Source organism: Isoptericola sp. GX10416, assembly GCF_056590155.1.
Map to the genome: position 1 here is coordinate 367,555 of NZ_JBWPVO010000002.1, position 17,472 is coordinate 385,026.

The 17,472-nt window shown below is 71.3% G+C and carries 15 protein-coding genes and 1 tRNA gene; 14 read left to right on the forward strand and 2 right to left on the reverse strand.

From position 1 onward, the window contains the following. The first annotated feature begins 1 nt into the window (after window position 1). From ACWAT2_RS05530 to ACWAT2_RS05540, 3 genes are all read left to right on the forward strand, one after another. Entirely contained in the window at window positions 2-2,116 is a 2,115-nt protein-coding gene (locus tag ACWAT2_RS05530) for a glycosyl hydrolase 53 family protein (protein ID WP_402373802.1), read from the forward strand. Window positions 2,117-2,260: 144 nt separating this feature from the next. After that, window positions 2,261-5,053, forward strand: a complete 2,793-nt coding sequence (gene topA, locus ACWAT2_RS05535; RefSeq protein ID WP_402373805.1) for a type I DNA topoisomerase — start codon at window positions 2,261-2,263, stop codon at window positions 5,051-5,053. Between the two features lie 267 nt (window positions 5,054-5,320). Further along, window positions 5,321-6,652 (forward strand): glycoside hydrolase family 11 protein, encoded by a 1,332-nt coding sequence (locus ACWAT2_RS05540; protein WP_402373807.1) that lies wholly within the window; start codon window positions 5,321-5,323, stop codon window positions 6,650-6,652. Window positions 6,653-6,718: 66 nt separating this feature from the next. Here the strand turns inward: ACWAT2_RS05540 and ACWAT2_RS05545 are convergent, their stop codons facing one another. Beyond that, complete coding sequence (locus ACWAT2_RS05545; RefSeq protein ID WP_402373810.1) at window positions 6,719-6,937, reverse strand: hypothetical protein; 219 nt, start codon at window positions 6,935-6,937, stop codon at window positions 6,719-6,721. Between the two features lie 75 nt (window positions 6,938-7,012). Between ACWAT2_RS05545 and ACWAT2_RS05550 the strand changes: the two genes are divergently transcribed. Then, window positions 7,013-7,480, forward strand: coding sequence for a MarR family winged helix-turn-helix transcriptional regulator (locus ACWAT2_RS05550; RefSeq protein WP_402373813.1), 468 nt, complete (start codon window positions 7,013-7,015; stop codon window positions 7,478-7,480). After that, window positions 7,477-8,550 (forward strand): Gfo/Idh/MocA family protein, encoded by a 1,074-nt coding sequence (locus ACWAT2_RS05555; RefSeq protein ID WP_402373815.1) that lies wholly within the window; start codon window positions 7,477-7,479, stop codon window positions 8,548-8,550. Before ACWAT2_RS05550 ends, ACWAT2_RS05555 begins: the two co-directional genes overlap by 4 nt. A gap of 27 nt (window positions 8,551-8,577) precedes the next feature. On the opposite strand, the gene ACWAT2_RS05560 is transcribed toward ACWAT2_RS05555, so the two are convergent. Continuing rightward, window positions 8,578-8,973, reverse strand: coding sequence for a pyridoxamine 5'-phosphate oxidase family protein (locus tag ACWAT2_RS05560; protein ID WP_402373818.1), 396 nt, complete (start codon window positions 8,971-8,973; stop codon window positions 8,578-8,580). An 82-nt stretch (window positions 8,974-9,055) separates the two neighbouring features. Between ACWAT2_RS05560 and tmk the strand changes: the two genes are divergently transcribed. The 9 genes from tmk (at window position 9,056) to ACWAT2_RS05605 (ending at window position 17,415) form a co-directional block, all read left to right on the forward strand. After that, window positions 9,056-9,697: a dTMP kinase gene (tmk, locus tag ACWAT2_RS05565; RefSeq protein WP_402373821.1), complete on the forward strand. Its 642-nt coding sequence runs from the start codon at window positions 9,056-9,058 to the stop codon at window positions 9,695-9,697. Continuing rightward, the gene (locus tag ACWAT2_RS05570) at window positions 9,694-10,860 is read left to right on the forward strand and encodes a DNA polymerase III subunit delta' (protein ID WP_402373822.1); all 1,167 of its coding nucleotides are present in this window, start codon (window positions 9,694-9,696) and stop codon (window positions 10,858-10,860) included. The genes tmk and ACWAT2_RS05570 overlap by 4 nt, the downstream gene beginning before the upstream one ends. A 111-nt stretch (window positions 10,861-10,971) precedes the next feature. Beyond that, the gene (locus tag ACWAT2_RS05575; RefSeq protein ID WP_402373824.1) at window positions 10,972-12,669 is read left to right on the forward strand and encodes an enoyl-CoA hydratase-related protein; all 1,698 of its coding nucleotides are present in this window, start codon (window positions 10,972-10,974) and stop codon (window positions 12,667-12,669) included. A 41-nt stretch (window positions 12,670-12,710) separates the two neighbouring features. Then, the gene (locus tag ACWAT2_RS05580) at window positions 12,711-14,282 is read left to right on the forward strand and encodes an alpha/beta hydrolase (RefSeq protein WP_402373826.1); all 1,572 of its coding nucleotides are present in this window, start codon (window positions 12,711-12,713) and stop codon (window positions 14,280-14,282) included. A 174-nt stretch (window positions 14,283-14,456) separates the two neighbouring features. After that, window positions 14,457-14,529 (forward strand) — tRNA-Thr (locus ACWAT2_RS05585). 138 nt (window positions 14,530-14,667) lie between these two features. Next, window positions 14,668-15,177 (forward strand): hypothetical protein, encoded by a 510-nt coding sequence (locus ACWAT2_RS05590; RefSeq protein ID WP_402373829.1) that lies wholly within the window; start codon window positions 14,668-14,670, stop codon window positions 15,175-15,177. Window positions 15,178-15,642: 465 nt separating this feature from the next. Next, window positions 15,643-15,849 (forward strand): hypothetical protein, encoded by a 207-nt coding sequence (locus ACWAT2_RS05595; protein WP_402373831.1) that lies wholly within the window; start codon window positions 15,643-15,645, stop codon window positions 15,847-15,849. Then, window positions 15,846-16,637, forward strand: a complete 792-nt coding sequence (locus tag ACWAT2_RS05600; protein WP_402373834.1) for a DUF3800 domain-containing protein — start codon at window positions 15,846-15,848, stop codon at window positions 16,635-16,637. The genes ACWAT2_RS05595 and ACWAT2_RS05600 overlap by 4 nt, the downstream gene beginning before the upstream one ends. Before the next feature lie 247 nt (window positions 16,638-16,884). After that, entirely contained in the window at window positions 16,885-17,415 is a 531-nt protein-coding gene (locus tag ACWAT2_RS05605; protein ID WP_402373837.1) for a hypothetical protein, read from the forward strand. Window positions 17,416-17,472: the final 57 nt, after the last annotated feature.

A 17,472-nucleotide genomic window follows, 5' to 3' on the forward strand; every position in this document is an offset into this window, starting at 1 on the left:
CATGAGACCCGGACCGCACCGCCACCTGGGGGCGATCACTGCCGTCGCCGTCGTCGGTGGGGCCATGCTGGCCGTGCCCGCCGTGGCGGACGACGCGCAGGACGGCCCCGTCGAGGCGGGCATCACCGTACCGAAGGTCGACGGGCTGGCCGAGGACTTCGACCTCGGGGTCGACGTCTCTTCCGTGCTGTCGCTCGAGGAGAGCGGCGTCGTCTTCCGGGACGCCGACGGCGAGCCCGCGGACCTGTTCGCCGTGCTGGCCGGCGCGGGCGTCACCGACGTCAGGGTGCGGGTCTGGAACGACCCCTGGGACGCGGACGGCAACGGCTACGGCGGTGGCAACACCGACGTGCCGCGCGCGGTCGAGATCGGGCAGCGGGCCACCGCCGCCGGGCTCGGCGTCCTCGTCGACCTGCACTACTCCGACTTCTGGGCGGACCCGGCCAAGCAGCAGGCTCCGAAGGCGTGGCAGGGCCTGGGCGTGGACGGCAAGGTCGCCGCGCTGGGGGAGTTCACCACCGCCGCGCTGACCGAGTTCCGGGACGCCGGGGTCGACGTCGAGACCGTGCAGATCGGCAACGAGACCAACAACGGCGTCGCGGGCGTCTCCGCCTGGGCGGACCGCGCCCGGATGTTCTCCGCCGGCAGCGCCGCCGTGCGCGAGGTGCTGCCGGGCGCCCGTGTCGCGCTGCACTTCACCAACCCCGAGTCGGCGGGCCGCTACGCGGGCTACGCGGAGCAGCTCGAGACCCACGGCGTGGACTACGACGTCTTCGCGAGCTCCTACTACCCCTACTGGCACGGCTCGCTCGACAACCTGACGGCGGTGCTGGACGACGTCGCGTCCACGTACGGCAAGGACGTGATGGTCGCCGAGACCTCCTGGGCGTACACGCTCGAGGACGGCGACGGCCACACCAACACGATCGAGACGACGTACCCGCAGTACCCCACGAGCGTCCAGGGGCAGGCCTCGCAGGTGCGGGACGTCGTCGCTGCCGTCGCTGCCGTCGGCGCGGCCGGCACGGGCGTGTACTACTGGGAGCCCGCCTGGCTGCCCGTCGGTCCGCCGGAGGACCGGGTGGCGAACCAGCAGCTCTGGGAGGAGCACGGGTCGGGCTGGGCCACCAGCCACGCCGGGGAGTACGACCCGGAGGACGCCGGCCAGTGGTACGGCGGCTCGTCGTGGGAGAACCAGGCGATGTTCGGGTTCGACGGGCGGCCGCTGGAGTCCCTGGACGTGTTCCGCCACGTCCGGACCGGAGCGGTCGCGCCCCGTGACGTCACCGGCGTGACGCCGGCCGAGGTGCGGCTCGTCGCGGGAGACCCGGTCGTGCTGCCCGGCACGGTCGAGGTCGCCTACAACGACGGTTCCGTGGAGTCCCAGGGCGTGACGTGGGACGCCGACGACGTCGCAGCGGTCGGGGAGGTCGGCACCTACGCCGTCGCCGGGGTCACCGGGACAGGTCTCGAGGTGACGCTCACGGTGGTGGTCCAGGTGCGCAACCACCTGGCCGACCCGAGCTTCGAGGACGGCGGTGCCGCGTGGGAGATCTCGGGCACCGGCGCCGCGGTGGAGGAGACGGCCGACGCCGCCGACCTCGACCGGGCGGTGAAGTTCTGGGCCGAGCAGGACTACGCGTTCACCGTCTCGCAGACCGTGACGGGCCTGGAGCCGGGGGAGTACCGCGTCTCGGCGACCACCCAGGGTGGTGACGGCGCGGGCACCGACGTGCGGCGCCTGCGGCTCGCGGCCGACGGCGTCGCGGAGGCCCCGCTCGCGCTGGCCGGCTGGCAGGCCTGGGACACGACCACGACGGGGACCGTGACGGTGGGCGCCGACGGTACCGCGACCGTGACGGCGTCGTTCGAGCTCGCCGCCGGTGCCTGGGGCACGATCGACGCGTTCGTGCTGGAGCGCGTCGGCGAGACGGCGCCGTCGTACCCTGCCTGGGACCGCACCGTCCGGTACAGCAGGGGTGACGTCGTCGTGCACGGCGACGTGACGTACGCCGCGGTCCGCCCGAACCGCGGCAAGGAGCCGGGGACCGCCCGGTCCCCGCGGCAACCGGCGCACGCTGCGGCGGCGAGCTCGCCGTGGGTGGTCGTGGACTGAGCCGGCGAGGTCCTGTGGACCCCGGACGACGACGGCGGCACTCCTCGGTAGAGTGCCGCCGTCGTCGTCCGTGTCGTACCGTGACATGACCACAGCGCCCGCGCAGCACCGCCCCACCCCTACACCGTCGGAAAGCAGGAACGGATGCCACAGGCCCGCAAGCTCGTGATCGTCGAGTCTCCCACCAAGGCTCGCAAGATCCAGGGCTACCTCGGCGACGACTACGTCGTCGAGGCCAGCGTCGGCCACATCCGTGACCTGCCGCAGCCGTCCGACCTGCCGGCGGAGATGAAGAAGGGCCCGTACAAGAAGTTCGCCGTCGACGTCGACAACGGGTTCGACCCGTACTACGAGGTGTACGCGGACAAGAAGGCGAAGGTGCGCGAGCTGAAGGCCGCGCTCAAGGACGCCGACGAGCTCTTCCTCGCGACGGACGAGGACCGCGAGGGCGAGGCCATCGCCTGGCACCTCATCGAGGCGCTCAAGCCCAAGGTGCCGGTGCACCGCATGGTGTTCCACGAGATCACCCGTGAGGCCATCGCGCGCGCCCTGCAGAACACCCGCGAGCTCGACTCCGACCTGGTGGACGCCCAGGAGACCCGCCGCATCCTCGACCGCCTCTACGGCTACGAGGTGTCGCCGGTGCTGTGGCGCAAGGTCCGCCAGGGCCTGTCGGCGGGCCGGGTGCAGTCCGTGGCGACGCGGCTGGTCGTGGAGCGCGAGCGCGACCGCATGGCGTTCGTCACGGCCGACTACTGGGACGTGACCGGGTCGTTCGCGCCGCAGGAGGGCGACGACGCGGGCCAGCTCTTCCGCGCCCGGCTGACCGGCCTCGGCGGCGACCGCGTCGCGGCGGGCCGGGACTTCGACGACCGCGGCCGCCTCAAGGTGCGGACCGGCGTCGTGCATCTCGACGAGGCCGGGGCGAGCGCCGTCGTCGCCGGGCTCGACGACGCGTCGTTCGCCGTCCGCTCGCTCGAGACCAAGCCGTACTCCCGCAAGCCCGCCGCGCCGTTCACCACGTCCACGCTGCAGCAGGAGGCGTCGCGCAAGCTGCGGATGGCCTCGCGGCAGACGATGCGCACGGCGCAGGCGCTGTACGAGAACGGCTACATCACCTACATGCGGACCGACTCGCCGGCGTTGTCCGCGGAGGCGACCGACGCGGCGCGCCGCCAGGCCGCCGAGCTGTACGGCCCGGAGTACGTGCCGGGTGCGCCGCGGCTGTACGCCTCGAAGAACAAGGGCGCCCAGGAGGCGCACGAGGCGATCCGTCCCGCCGGGGACTCGTTCCGCACCCCGGCGCAGGTCGCCCGCGAGATCTCCGGCGATCAGTTCAAGCTCTACGAGCTCATCTGGAAGCGCACCGTCGCCTCCCAGATGGCCGACGCGAAGGGGTCGACGGCGTCCGTGCGGCTCGCGGCGCGGCTCGGACAGGGCGCGGGCGAGCGTGCTGGCAGCGACGCGATCTTCTCGGCGTCCGGCACGGTGATCACGTTCCGCGGGTTCCTCGCGGCGTACGAGGAGTCGCGCGACGTCGACGAGGCCGAGGCTGGTGCGGGTGGCGCGGCCGGGGGCTCGGGCGCGACGAAGGAGAGCAGGCTGCCGCGCATGGCCGAGGGCGACGCCCTCGCGAGCACCGAGCTGGCGGCGGAGGGGCACTCGACATCCCCGCCCGCGCGCTACACGGAGGCCTCGCTGGTCAAGGCGTTGGAGGAGCTCGGCATCGGCCGTCCGTCGACCTACGCCGCGACGATCTCGACCGTCCAGGACCGCGGCTACGTGCGCACCAAGGGCCAGGCGATGGTGCCCACGTGGCTGGCGTTCGCCGTCGTGAAGCTCCTCGAGGAGCACTTCGGCCGCCTCATCGACTACGACTTCACGGCCACGATGGAGGCGGACCTCGACGAGATCGCGGCGGGTGAGCGGGAGCGCGTCGCGTGGTTGACCCGGTTCTACTTCGGGGAGGGCGAGGGCGCGGAGACCTGGGGCCTGCGCGACCTGGTGGCGGACCTGGGAGAGATCGACCCGGTGGCCATCAACTCCGTCGAGATCGGCGAGGGCATCCGCGTGCGGGTGGGCCGGTACGGGCCCTATCTGGAGGACCTGCGTGCCGAGCCCGACAAGGAGGGCAAGGCTCCGCGCGCCTCCGTGCCCGAGGACATCGCACCGGACGAGCTGACGGTGGCGAAGGCGCGCGAGCTGCTCGCCGCGGGTGCCGACGACGGCCGCGTGCTCGGCGTCGACCCGGAGTCCGGGAACGAGGTCGTCGCGAAGAACGGGCGCTACGGCCCGTACGTGACCGAGGTGCTCGACCTGCCGGAGATCGACCCGGACCTGTCGGCCGCCGCGAAGAAGAAGGCGAAGGCCGCCCAGCCGAAGCCCCGCACCGGCTCGCTGCTCAAGTCGATGGCGCTGGACACGGTGACCCTCGACGACGCGCTGAAGATCCTGTCGCTGCCGCGGGTGGTCGGCAAGGACCCCGAGTCGGGCGACGAGATCACCGCGCAGAACGGCCGGTACGGCCCGTACCTGAAGAAGGGCACGGACTCGCGCACCATCTCCTCGGAGGAGCAGCTCTTCACGATCACGCTGGACGAGGCGTTGAAGATCTACGCCGAGCCGAAGCGGCGGGGACGGGCTGCTGCGGCGCCTCCCCTGCGCGAGCTGGGCGACGACCCGAACAGCGGCAAGCCCATCGTCGTCAAGGACGGCCGGTTCGGCGCCTACGTGACCGACGGCGAGACGAACCGCACGCTGCCGCGGGACCTCACCCCCGAGTCGATCACGCCGGACCGTGCGATCGAGCTCCTCGCCGACAAGCGGGCGCAGGGCCCGAAGAAGCGCAAGGCACCGGCGAAGAAGGCTCCCGCCAAGAAGCCGGCCGCGAAGAAGGCGCCGGCAAAGAAGGCGGCCGGCAAGTCCTCGTCGACGTAGGCGGTCGCCTGCTCCCGGGTGTCCATGCCGGGGGGTAGACGCGGGCTGCCGGTTCCCCTTGGTGCCGCAGCGGGCGTCCACCCTGCCGCACGAGCTTCCCCGTGCCGCCCTGACAGTTCTTGTTAAACGTTTACGAGTCTTGTGGCGGCCAGCGGGTGGCGGGAGCGTGATCGGCGCGGGGGGTAATCTCACGCCAAATCCGACTGCACGAGGGAGTGCTGGATCATGACTCGTTCGAAATCGATTTCTCCATCTCGAGGCCGACGGGTGCGTCGCAGGTTGGCGGCGCTGGGTGCCGCGGCGACGCTGCTCGCGAGCGGGCTGGTGGCTGGTGCTCCGGCTGCGTCTGCGGTCTCGGAGAACACCGAGGACTTCCACGACGGGTACTTCTACTCGTTCTGGACTGATTCGCCCGGGACGGTGTCGATGGACCTCGGCCCGGGAGGCAACTACTCCACGCAGTGGAGCAACACGGGTAACTTCGTGGCCGGCAAGGGCTGGCAGACCGGGACGGACCGCACGGTGCAGTACTCCGCGGACTTCAACCCGCAGGGCAACTCGTACCTGACGCTGTACGGCTGGACCCGCAACCCGTTGGTGGAGTACTACATCATCGAGAGCTGGGGCACCTACCGGCCCACGGGTCAGTTCAAGGGCACGGTCACCACTGACGGTGGCACCTATGACATCTACACCACCGAGCGGGTCAACCAGCCCTCGATCGACGGGACCGCGACGTTCACGCAGTACTGGAGCGTGCGGCAGAACAAGCGCACCAGCGGCACGATCACCACGGCGAACCACTTCAACGCGTGGGCGCAGGCCGGAATGCCGCTGGGCAATCACTACTACCAGATCATGGCGACCGAGGGGTATCAGTCCTCCGGCTCCTCGAACGTCACGCTGGGGACCAGCGGCGGCAACGACGGCGGGAACGACGGCGGGAACGACGGTGGCAACGATGGTGGTGACGGGACCTGCTCGGTGTCTGTGACGCGCGCTGACGAGTGGGACGACCGTTTCAACGTCGAGATGGCCGTCAGTGGTGCGAGCGACTGGACCGTCGACATCGGGCTCAACGGTGGTCAGGAGCTGCAGAACAGCTGGAACGCGAACGTGACCGGGTCCACCGGGTCGCTCACGGCGACGCCGAACGGTAACGGGAACACGTTCGGGATCACGCTGTTCAAGAACGGCAACAACTCCACCCCGAGCGCGAGCTGTTCCTCCGGCAGCGGCGGCGACCCGAACGACGGCGGGAACGACGGCGGGAACGACGGCGGGAACGACGGCGGCAACGACGGCGGGAACGATGGCGGGGGTGACGGGACGTGCTCCGCTTCGGTGTCGGTCCCGAACTCCTGGAACGACGGCTTCCAGGCCGAGGTGACGATCACCGCTGGTTCGGCGCCGGTCAGTGGCTGGGAGGTCACCGTGGACGGGGTGACGGTCAGTCAGGCGTGGAACGGCACGGTGTCGGGGAACATGATCTCGGACGCCGGCTGGAACGGCAGCCTGTCTGCGGGGGCGTCGACGACGATGGGGTTCATCGGTCAGGGTGACCCGGACGCTGTGGCGGTCTCCTGCTCGGCGGCCTGATTCGTCCGTCGTGGCTGGATGTCGGCCCCGGTTCCCTCGTGGAGCCGGGGCCGACGTCGTGCTCGATCAGTCTTCCGGGCGTTCCACCAGGTAGGTGTTCCCGTCGGGCCCGGTGACGCGCTGCAGGGTCCGTCGCAGCTCGGCGTCGCGCGCCTGGTCCTCGGGGCGCGGGGAGACGGCCGGCCCGCGCCGGATCGACGCGGGACCGAAGATCGGCAGGAACGTCTCGGTGAGGCGCATGCCCCAGGTGCGGTCGTCGCCGGGGCGGCGGCTGAAAAGTCCCATCCGTGCTCCTTGGTGCGCCGGTGCCCCGGCCCGATGTTGGTGCACCAAGCGTATCCCCGCCGTACGATGATCGGCATGGATCAGCCTGACGACTCGCTCGCGCTCGAGGCCCAGGTGTGCTTCGCGCTCTCGGCGTCCGCCCGGGCCATGGTGGCCCTGTACAAGCCGATTCTTGAGCCGCTCGGCATCACCCATCCGCAGTACCTCGTGCTGCTCGGGCTCTGGGAGGACGCCGGGGCCGGCCGCACCACGACGGTGACGGGACTGGCAGGTCGCCTCTACCTCGACCCGGGCACGCTGTCGCCGCTGCTCAAACGGCTGGAGCGGCAGGGCCTCCTCGCGCGACGCCGCGCCACCACGGACGCCCGGGTGGTCGAGGTGCACCTGACCGAGGCAGGAACCGCGCTGCGCCGGGAGGCGCTCCAGGTACCCCACCGCGTGGTCGAGTCCAGCGGGCTCAGCCTGGACGAGCTCCAGCGGGTCAAGGTGGCGGCGGACGCCGTCATCACGGCCGCGCACGGCACCGCTACGGTGAGCGCATGACCGACACCGCTGCCGCCGTCGACCCGGCCACCTACGCTGCCCGCCTGACCACCGCCGACCTGGCGGGCACCGTCCCGGATCTGCTCGACGCACCCGCGCTGCGGTGGGGCGTGCTCGGCGCCGGGAACATCGCCGCCTCGTTCTCGGACGGCGTCCGGGACCGCACCGCAGGCTCCGTCGTCGCCGTCGGGTCGCGCTCGGCGGACAAGGCGCAGGCCTTCGCCGACGCGCACGCGCCGGGCGCCCGTGCCCACGGCTCGTACGAGGCCCTGGTGGCGGACGAGGAGGTGGACGCCGTCTACGTCGCCACCCCGCACTCGCACCACCTGGAGCACGCGCTGCTGGCGATCGAGGCGGGCAAGCACCTGCTGGTCGAGAAGCCGCTGACGCGTTCGGTGTCCGAGTCCCGCACGCTCCTCGACGCCGCGGAGGCTGCCGGCGTGTTCTGCATGGAGGCGGTGTGGACGCGCTTCCTGCCGCACGTCGCGGCGATCCGCGGCGCGATCGCACGCGGTGAGATCGGCGAGGTGCGCACCGTCATCGCCGAGTTCGACGTGGCCTTCGCGTTCGACCCGTCGCACCGGCTCTTCGCGCCGGAGCTCGCGGGCGGCGCGCTGCTCGACCTCGGGATCTACCCGATCACGTTCGCCCACGACCTGCTCGGAGCGCCGGACACCGTGCTGGCGCACGGCACGCTCGCCGAGACCGGCGTCGACGACCACGTCAGCATGATCCTCGGGTACGACGGCGGCGCGCAGGCGATCCTGCACACCTCGTCCGGGGCGTCGGGCGGCGCCGGTGCGCGCATCATCGGAACGCGCGGCCGCATCGAGATCCCGCACTTCTTCTTCGGCCCGACGGGCTTCGAGGTGGTGCGCGACGACGGCCCCTCCTGGACCTTCACGTCGCCCGACGGCGAGGGCAAGGCGTACGAGGCCGCCGAGGTCGCCCGGTGCCTGGCCGCGGGGCAGACCCAGAGCGCCAGGATGCCCTGGTCGGACACGCTCGAGGTCATGGCCGTCCTCGACGAGGTGCGCGCCGGGCTCGGGGTCGTCTACCCGGGCGAGTGACGCCGTCGTCCGGGGACTCCCAGCGGGTCAGCGCGTCAGGCGCCGCCCGGACACCGTGACCGGTGTGATGCGGACCCAGACGCTCTTGCCGTCGTCGAGGTAGCTGACCAGGCCGGTGGCCTCCGCGGCCGCGACGTCGGTGTGGTGCTCGAGGATCTCGGCGGTGCCCTTGACCACCACGCTCGTGGCGACCTCCGGCGTCCACTCGTCGGACTCGAACGCCACGTGGGCGTTGATCGCGACCTCCGCCAGCTTGCTGCCCGGGTGCGTCACGAAGTACACGACGCGGTCGGCAACCCTGAACGACACGGGGAAGATCTCCGGGTCGCCGGCGACGGCGGTCGCGAGCCGGCCCACCGGTCGGTCGCGCAGGAACTCCCAGCACTCGTCCTCGGTGAGCTTCTCGACGGTCTGTGCGGTCATGCGCGGCCTCCCTGTGACGGTGGTGCTTGCCATCCTGCCACGCGGGCGTCCGCTGTGGGTGGCCGCGGCTAGGGTGGCAGCCGTGAGCACAGCACCCGGGTACTTCGTCTCGTTCGAGGGCGGCGACGGCGCCGGCAAGTCCACGCACGTGCGGCTCCTGGGTGAGTGGCTGGGCGAGGTCACCGGCCGAGAGATCGTGGTGACCCGTGAGCCGGGCGGGACGGAGCTCGGGGCACAGCTCCGGCAGGCCGTCCTGCACGGCGAGGACCTCGACCCCCGGACCGAGGCGCTGCTGTATGCCGCCGACCGCGCCCACCACGTCGCCACCGTCGTCCGGCCAGCTCTCGCGCGCGGCGCCGTCGTGGTCACCGACCGCTACCTCGACTCGTCGGTGGCCTACCAGGCCGGTGGCCGGGAGCTGTCCGAGAGCGAGGTGGAGAACCTCTCGCTCTGGGCCACCGAGGGCCTGCTGCCCGACGTCACGGTGCTGCTCGACCTGGACCCGGTCGAGGCCGCCGGCCGGCTCACCGGGTCGCCGGACCGGCTCGAGCGCGCCGGCAGCGCGTTCCACCACCGCACGCGCGACGCGTTCCTGCGGCGCGCCTCGGCAGACCCGGCCCGATGGCTCGTCGTCGACGCCGCCGCCTCGCCCGAGGACGTCCAGGGGCAGATCCGGGTCGACGTCGCGGTGCGCCTCGGCCTGCCGCCGGAGGTTCCGTCGTGACGGCCACGAGCGGGACCGTGTGGGACGACGTCGTCGGGCAGCCGGACGCGGTGCGCGTGCTGCAGCGGGCGGCGTCCGACCCCGCGGCGATGACCCACGCCTGGCTGGTCACCGGCCCGCCCGGCTCCGGCCGCTCCGTGGCGGCGCGAGCCTTCGCCGCGGCCCTGCAGTGCACCGGCAGCACGGACGGCACCCCCGGCTGCGGCCGGTGCCAGGCGTGCACCACCACGCTCGCCGGCACGCACCCCGACCTCACCGTGGTCGCGACGGAGAAGGTGGTCATCACCATCGACGAGGTGCGCGACCTCATCACGGCGGCCGCACGGACACCGTCGGTCGGGCGCTACCGGGTCATCGTCGTGGAGGACGCCGACCGCATGGCCGAGCGCACCACCAACGTGCTGCTGAAGTCCGTCGAGGAACCGCCGTCGCACACCGTGTGGGTGCTCTGCGCCCCCAGCGTGCAGGACGTGCTGCCCACCATCCGGTCCCGCTGCCGGGCCGTGGCGCTGCGGGTGCCGCCGCCGCAGGACGTGGCCGATCTGCTGGTGCGCCGCGACGGAGCCGACCCGGACCTGGCGCTGGACGCCGCGCGGGCGGCGCAGTCGCACGTGGGGCTGGCTCGCCGGCTCGCACGGGACCCGGAGGCGCGCTCGCGGCGCACGGCCGTCCTGGAGGTCGCGCGGCGGATCCGAGGCGTCCCGGACGCCGTGCTCGCGGCGTCCGAGCTCGTCGAGGTCGCCAAGGCCGAGGCTGCCGCGGCCACCGTCGAGCGGGACGCGACCGAGAAGGCCGAGCTGATGCGGGCGCTCGGCGTGGGCGAGGGCGACACCCTCCCGCCCAAGCTGCGCTCGCAGCTCAAGCAGCTCGAGGACGACCAGAAGCGCCGGGCCACGCGTCGCCAGCGGGACGTGCTCGACCGGGCCATGGTCGATCTGCTCTCGCTCTACCGGGACGTCCTCGTGGTTCAGCTCGGCGCCGACGTCGATCTCGTGAACGCCGCGCACGCCGACGTCGTGCGCTCCTTGGCGCGCGACGCCACGCCCGAGCAGACGGTGCGCCGGATGGACGCCATCGGCACGGCCCGCGAACGCCTCGAGGGCAACGTCGCGCCGCTGTTGGCGCTCGAGGCGATGGCGATCGCGCTGCGCCCGCAGGGCTGACCAGAAGCCCAGGACCACGCCGCGCGTCAAGAGGGGGCTTGCGTTTTCACCCGCTTTGCTCTGTGATCGTCCGTGGCGTGCCACCCGGGCATTCCGACGACGATGAGGATGATGATGCGGATCCTGCTGCTGGTCTCGGCGTTCAACGGCCTGACGCAGCGCGTCTGGTGCGCGCTGAAGGACCAAGGCCACGACGTCGGGGTGGAGATCGCGCCGGCCTTCGACTCGCCGGAGGCGCTGACGGCCGCCGTGGCGGACGCCGACCCCGACCTGATCCTGTGCCCGTTCCTCAAGCACCGCGTGCCGCGGGACGTGTGGGACCGGTGGACCACCGTCGTCGTCCACCCCGGGCCGGTGGGGGACCGCGGGCCGTCCTCGCTGGACCACGCCATCCTCACGCGGCAGGAGCGCTGGGGCGTCACGGCGCTGTCCACCGTCGAGGAGATGGACGCCGGACCCGTCTGGGCGACGTCGAACTTCACGCTGCCCGACGCGCCCGTCGCGAAGAGCGCCCTCTACAACGGCCCCGTCGCGGACGCCGCCATGGCGTGCGTCGCCGAGGTGGTGCGCATGGTCGCCGCGGGCGAGCAGCCGGTCCCCGCCGACGAGATGCCGCGCGAGGTGCCCGGGACCAGTGAGCTGCCGCTCCTGCGGCGGCCCGCGTTCGAGGTCGACTGGTCGCTGCCCGTCGAGGAGCTGGCACGCCGCATCGCGGCCGCCGACGGCGCCCCGGGCGCCCCGGCACAGGTCGACGGCGCACGCTTCTGCCTGTTCGACGCCGTCGCCACCCTCGACGTGCTGGACCCGCAGGCCGAGCCGGGCGCCGTCGTCGGCCACGACGTCGACGCCGTGGCGCTCGCCGCCACCGGGGGCACGCTGTGGGTCGGCTACGCGGCCACCCTGGCCGAGCGGCGCGGCACCAAGCTGCCGGCGCGCATGGTCCTGGACCCCGCCGGCACGTCGCCGCGGCACGCCGGCCCGTCCGAGCTGGCCGAGACGCACTACGAGCGCGACGGCGAGGTCGGCCTCCTGACGATCCGCTCCTACAACGGCGCGATGCACACCGCCCAGTGCCACCGGCTCGCCGCCGCCGTCGACGACGCGCTCGCCGAGGACACGAGGGTGCTCGTGCTGCGTGGCACGGAGAGCCTGTTCTCCAACGGCATCCACCTCGGCGTCATCGAGGCCTCCGACGACCCGGCCGCCGAGGCCTGGGCCAACATCCAGGCCATCGACGACCTGTGCGAGGCCGTGGCCCGTGCGGAGCAGCTCACCGTGGCCGCCTTCACCGCCAGCGCGGGCGCGGGCGGCGTGATGGCCGGGCTGTGCGCCGACGTCGTCCTCTCGCGCGACGGGGTCGTGCTCAACCCGTTCTACGACATGGGGATCTACGGCTCCGAGCTGCACACGTGGACCGTCGCAGCGCGCGTCGGGCCCGAGGTCGCGGACATGCTCCTCACGGGCCGGCTGCCCGTCTCCGCCGTCCGGGCCGCCGAGCTCGGGCTGATCGACGCCGTCGGTCCGCGGAACACCGGCGAGTTCGACGCGTGGCTCGCCAAGCGTGTCGCCGAGCTCGCGGGCCCCGCGGAGCTGGCCGCCGCGACCGAGGTGGCGGACCGCCGGGCACCGGACCGCCCGTTGTCCTACCACCGGACGATCGAGCTGGCCGAGATGGCCCGCGACATCTTCGACGACCGCCACGGGTTCGCCGCCCGCCGGCGGGACTTCCTGCGCAAGTCGGCGGCACCGGAGACTCCCGAGCGGCTCCGGTTCTCGCTGGCAGGAGGCGCGCGCGAGGAGGTTCGGTGAATGGTCGCCGGACGCCCGGCCCTGGCCGGTAGGTTGGCCCCGTGATCTTCACCCACCGCCGCCCGAGCCCGCCGCCCGCCCGCTCGAACGGCCGGCGGGCCGTCGGCGTGACCGCCGTCGTCGCCGCGCTGCTCGTGGTCGCCGGATGCACGGCGGACGCCCCCGCGAAGGACCAGACTCCGGCCGACCAGGCGCCGACCGCCTCCGGGAGCGGGGCGCCCGAGGGCTTCGAGAAGCACTACTCCCAGGACATCGTCTGGACGGAGTGCCGCACCGAGTTCGAGTGCGCCACCGTCTCCGCGCCGCTGTCCTGGAGCGACCCGGACGCCGGCGAGATCGAGCTGTCGATCATGCGCACCCGCGCCACCGGGGACAAGATCGGCTCGCTCCTGATCAACCCGGGCGGACCGGGCGGGTCCGGCGTCGACTACCTCGAGGCCGCGGCGGGAACCTTCGGGGACCGGCTGCTCGAGGCGTACGACGTCGTCGGCTTCGACCCGCGGGGCGTGCGGGACTCGACGGAGGTCGAGTGCTACGACGACGCGGAGAAGGACCGGTACCTCAGCGAGGACTTCGACCGCTCGACGGACGAGGGTCTGGCGGCCGCGCGCGAGTCGAGCGCCGCCTGGGCCGAGGCCTGCGCGGAGAACACCGGGGAGCTGCTCGGCAACGTGGACACCCAGAGCGCCGCCAAGGACATGGACATGCTCCGTGCCGCCCTCGGTGACGACCAGCTCCACTACCTCGGCGCGTCGTACGGGACGAGCCTCGGGGCGACGTACGCGGGACTGTTCCCGGAGCGGACCGGCCGGCTCGTGCTGGACGGCGCCATCGACCCGCGCATCGACTCGGCCGAGATGTCGGCCGGGCAGGCCGTCGGGTTCGAGAACGCCCTGCGCGCCTACGTCGCCGACTGCCAGGGCGGCTCCGGGTGCCCGCTGACCGGCTCCGTCGACGACGGCATGCAGCAGGTGCGGGACGTCCTCGACCAGGCACTCGACCGGCCGTACCCCACGGACAGCGACCGCGAGGTGACGCAGACGCTCGCGTTCTACGGCGTGGCCGTCACGCTGTACGACGAGCAGAACTGGTCGCTGCTCACGCAGGCGCTCGAGGAGGCCATCGACCAGCGCACCGGCACGATGCTGCTGTTCCTCGCCGACTTCTACAACGACCGGAACGCCGACGGGTCCTTCTCCACCAACTCGACCGAGGCGTTCACGGCGGTCAACTGCCTGGACGGTCGCAGCGACCCGGACGTCGAGGCCATGCGGGCCGAGGCGGCCGAGATCGAGGCGGCGGCCCCCACCGTGGGGACGTTCTTCAGCTATGGCGGGATCACCTGCGCCGACTGGCCCTACCCCGTGGCGGAGCAGGAGTACGACGTCGCCGCCCCGGACGCCGCACCGATCGTCGTGGTCGGCACCACCAACGACCCCGCGACGCCGTACGTCTGGGCGGAGGGCATGGCGGAGGCGCTGGACACCTCCGTGCTCGTCACCTACGAGGGCGAGGGGCACACCGCGTACGGGCGCTCCAACAGCTGCATCGACAACGCGCTGGAGGACTACCTCGTGGACGGCACGGTCCCCGAGGACGGCCTCACCTGCTGAGGTACTGGGTCGCTCGCCGGGGTAGTACCGGCTTGGCCGGGGTAGGAGGTCCGGCGCCGGGTGTGAGCCACGTGACGCCGTCGGCCCGGGCGATACTTTTGGAGTCGCGGCCAGGCGTCGGGTAGTCTGGGCGCGCCCGCTGAACGAGGCCCTGCCTCGTACGTCGTCGGGCGCGCCGCCTTAGCTCAGTCGGTAGAGCGGTTCACTCGTAATGAACAGGTCATCAGTTCGATTCTGATAGGCGGCTCAGGAAAAGCCCCTCACCAGTGCAAACCCTGGTGAGGGGCTTCTTCGTTGGCGAGCCCGGCAGGCAGGTCGACGGAAACGTCGAACTTCGCCCGGTGGGCGCCAGCCGCTTTGCAAAGATGCCGAGTACCGTTGTGTCGTGGGATTGACGGCGCGATGGACGGGTTACGCGCTCCGTGCTGCTGGTGCTGGAGTGCTCGTTCTCGCCACCGGCTCCTGCAGCACTGGGAGCAGCGACGCCGTGGCCGCGGCACAAGCAGCCTGCGTCGGCTGGGGTGAGGCTCCAGCCACGAGCCCCCAAGCCGCCGGGGACAACGAGGGTGAGCGGGCTTACCTTGGGCCTGTCGGGACACCGAAACCGTCGCCCCGGGACGAACCTGCTCGAGATGAGTCCGCTGAGATCAACGACCTCATCGCCGACCTCCGTACCGACCTCGAGCCGAGAATCGAGCGCATAGCACCAGCCGTGGTGGAGGACGAGAGCTTTCGCGGCACCTATGACGCCTTCGTAGAGATGGAGGCGCTCCTCGACGAGTGGGAACGCACAATGAATAACCCGCCTGAGTTTGAGCGGGTGAAGGGAGAAGTGCTCGCGGGCGTGCGCGCCATCGAGAGTGAGTGCCGGCTGACTCTTGCCAGAGAGCCCTGACGGGGCATCACGCGCGCCGCCCTCACTGTGTTGGGCATGCGCACACTTCTTCGTACCGTCGCTCTCGTCGCCACCGAGGCCGACGTCATCGGCTCCGTCCCGGTACGCCGACCTGGCCGCGGACTGATGGGAGCTGATCCGGGCAACAGATCGTCGACCCGGAGCGCGGTTCTTGGCGGCACGAGCTCGATGCCGCGAACCGTCCCTCCGCCGACGTCTGGCAAGCCGGACATCTACTACGCCGTCCAGGCTTTGCTGGTCCTCACCGTCTGACATCACCTCGATCTGGCGCCGTACGGCTTCAGTAGCCTCGGTTTCCCAGCCAGACCTGGCGAGCAGGTGGCACCACGGGGGCCTGTGCGCGTCGCTCTGACCTCTCAGCTGGACCCGTCGCAACGTTGGCTGGTGGATCGAACGGAACCGCTGCAAGGGTTTGCCCCGACGGCGGCGGCGTAGGCTTCGGCCATGCCTCGCCGCGTACTAGCGTCCGTCGTCACTGCTGGCGCGTCCATCATCGCGACCGACAAGGCCTCCATGCGCGACCGTGAAGCTGTGGATGGTCGCGCAACCTTAACCACTCTTCAGGGTGATCGGATCGACCCCGACGACCACACGCTCGCCGCGTGCGAGGTGGACGACGAAGAGGCCGAGGCGCAGCAGGAGGATGTGTGAGCGTCATTAGCACGTTCGGGGCGCTCCAGGCGTCGGACCGCAGTCCGAGCGCTGAGTTTGCATACATCGATGAGTCGGGAGACGTCGGCCCCACGACTAAGGGTGGGACCCGCACTTTCACCCTCGGGTGCGTGTTGGTCCCGCTGGATCAGTGGACCGACCGCCTAGGCATTCTTACAGAGGCGCGGCGCGACATCCGACGTATCTACGGTGTGCGCCTCCGCGACGAGCTCAAGGCGAATTACCTGATCCGCGGACGCGGACCGCTTTCGGAGATGAGGCTGGGAGACGGTCAGCGGCGTGACATCTACCAGCGGCTATTACGCGCGACGGCGGTTGCTGCGAGCGGGACATTCGCCGTCATCATCGATAAGGAGCACGGGCGCTACGCGGGCGACGCACACGAGCGGGCGTGGGAGTACCTGTTCCAGCGACTGAGGATGCGGTCCCGTACGCAGAGACACCCGATCATCGTCGTCCACGATGATGGCGAGAATGCTGCCGTCCGCAAGCATCACCGTCGATTCCGCAGGCACTCGTGGGCACCAGGTGGGCACTCGGTGGACGCTCCGCTCCTCGTGGAAGATCCGGTCGTCCGCGACTCGGCGCTGTCGTACTTTGTCCAGTCCGCCGATCTCGCGGCCTATGCGGCCTTCCGACGGTTCCAGCCACCGGGCCGAAAGGTCGCCTCGGTCTGCAACGAGCGCATGTGGAGCGAACTGGCAGGCATCCATCGCATTGAGGTGAGCCGAAGCAACACGCACGGGATTGTCGTGTACCCCACGTAGGAAGAAGAGAGAAGGGGAGGCCCCCAGAGGGGCCTCCCTTGATCGCATGCCTACCCCTGGCAGCAGCCAGGATCAGCGTGCACGTCCACTAGAGCACGTTGCACAGCGCATTGCAATGAGGCGCGTCACAGCCGTGTCGAATCGGGATGGTCCGCAAAGTGTCTTACCCCCGCGGGTCGATAGACAGCGCGCGTCCGAGCGCCGGTCGTCGGATGCCTGGGCGAGCCATCCGCCGTAGTGTGACGGCGTGGCGTGGAGCGAGTGGCAGGGCGTGATCGGCGCGCTGGGTGGCGTCGCGATCACCGGGATCATCGGGCTGCTCACTGCACGGCTCACACACGGTTGGCGGCGCGAGGAACATCACGAGGTTAGGCGCCAGGAGCGGGCAGAAGTCCGCCGGACCGCATATGCGGCGCTCCTGGTCCACATGCAAGGTGTGGTCGACGAGGTCGCAACCTGGATGGATTCCACTGGCAAGGACCTCACACGGGAGGAACTTGTTCCCGCGTTCGCCCGTGACCTCAGGCAGTGGACCCATGAACTCGACGCCTTGGAGCGTCGCGCACTCCTACTGGTGGGTCCAGACGTTGAGGCGGCCATCACCGCGTACCTCGCGTGGTTCAGGGCCGCGGTCCATGAGGTGTTGCTCCAGCGAGAACCAGGCTTCCGCGACTGGGAGACGCAGGAGCGTCCCGTGATGGTGGCAATGCGGCGAGAGATCGACGCCGACGTGGGCATCTCTGACGAGCAGAAGGATCCGTGGTGGAAGTTCTGGTGAGGCCTCAGTTGGACTGAGGCAGCAGCGCACAGGCTGGTCGTCGGCCCACCGGCCGCG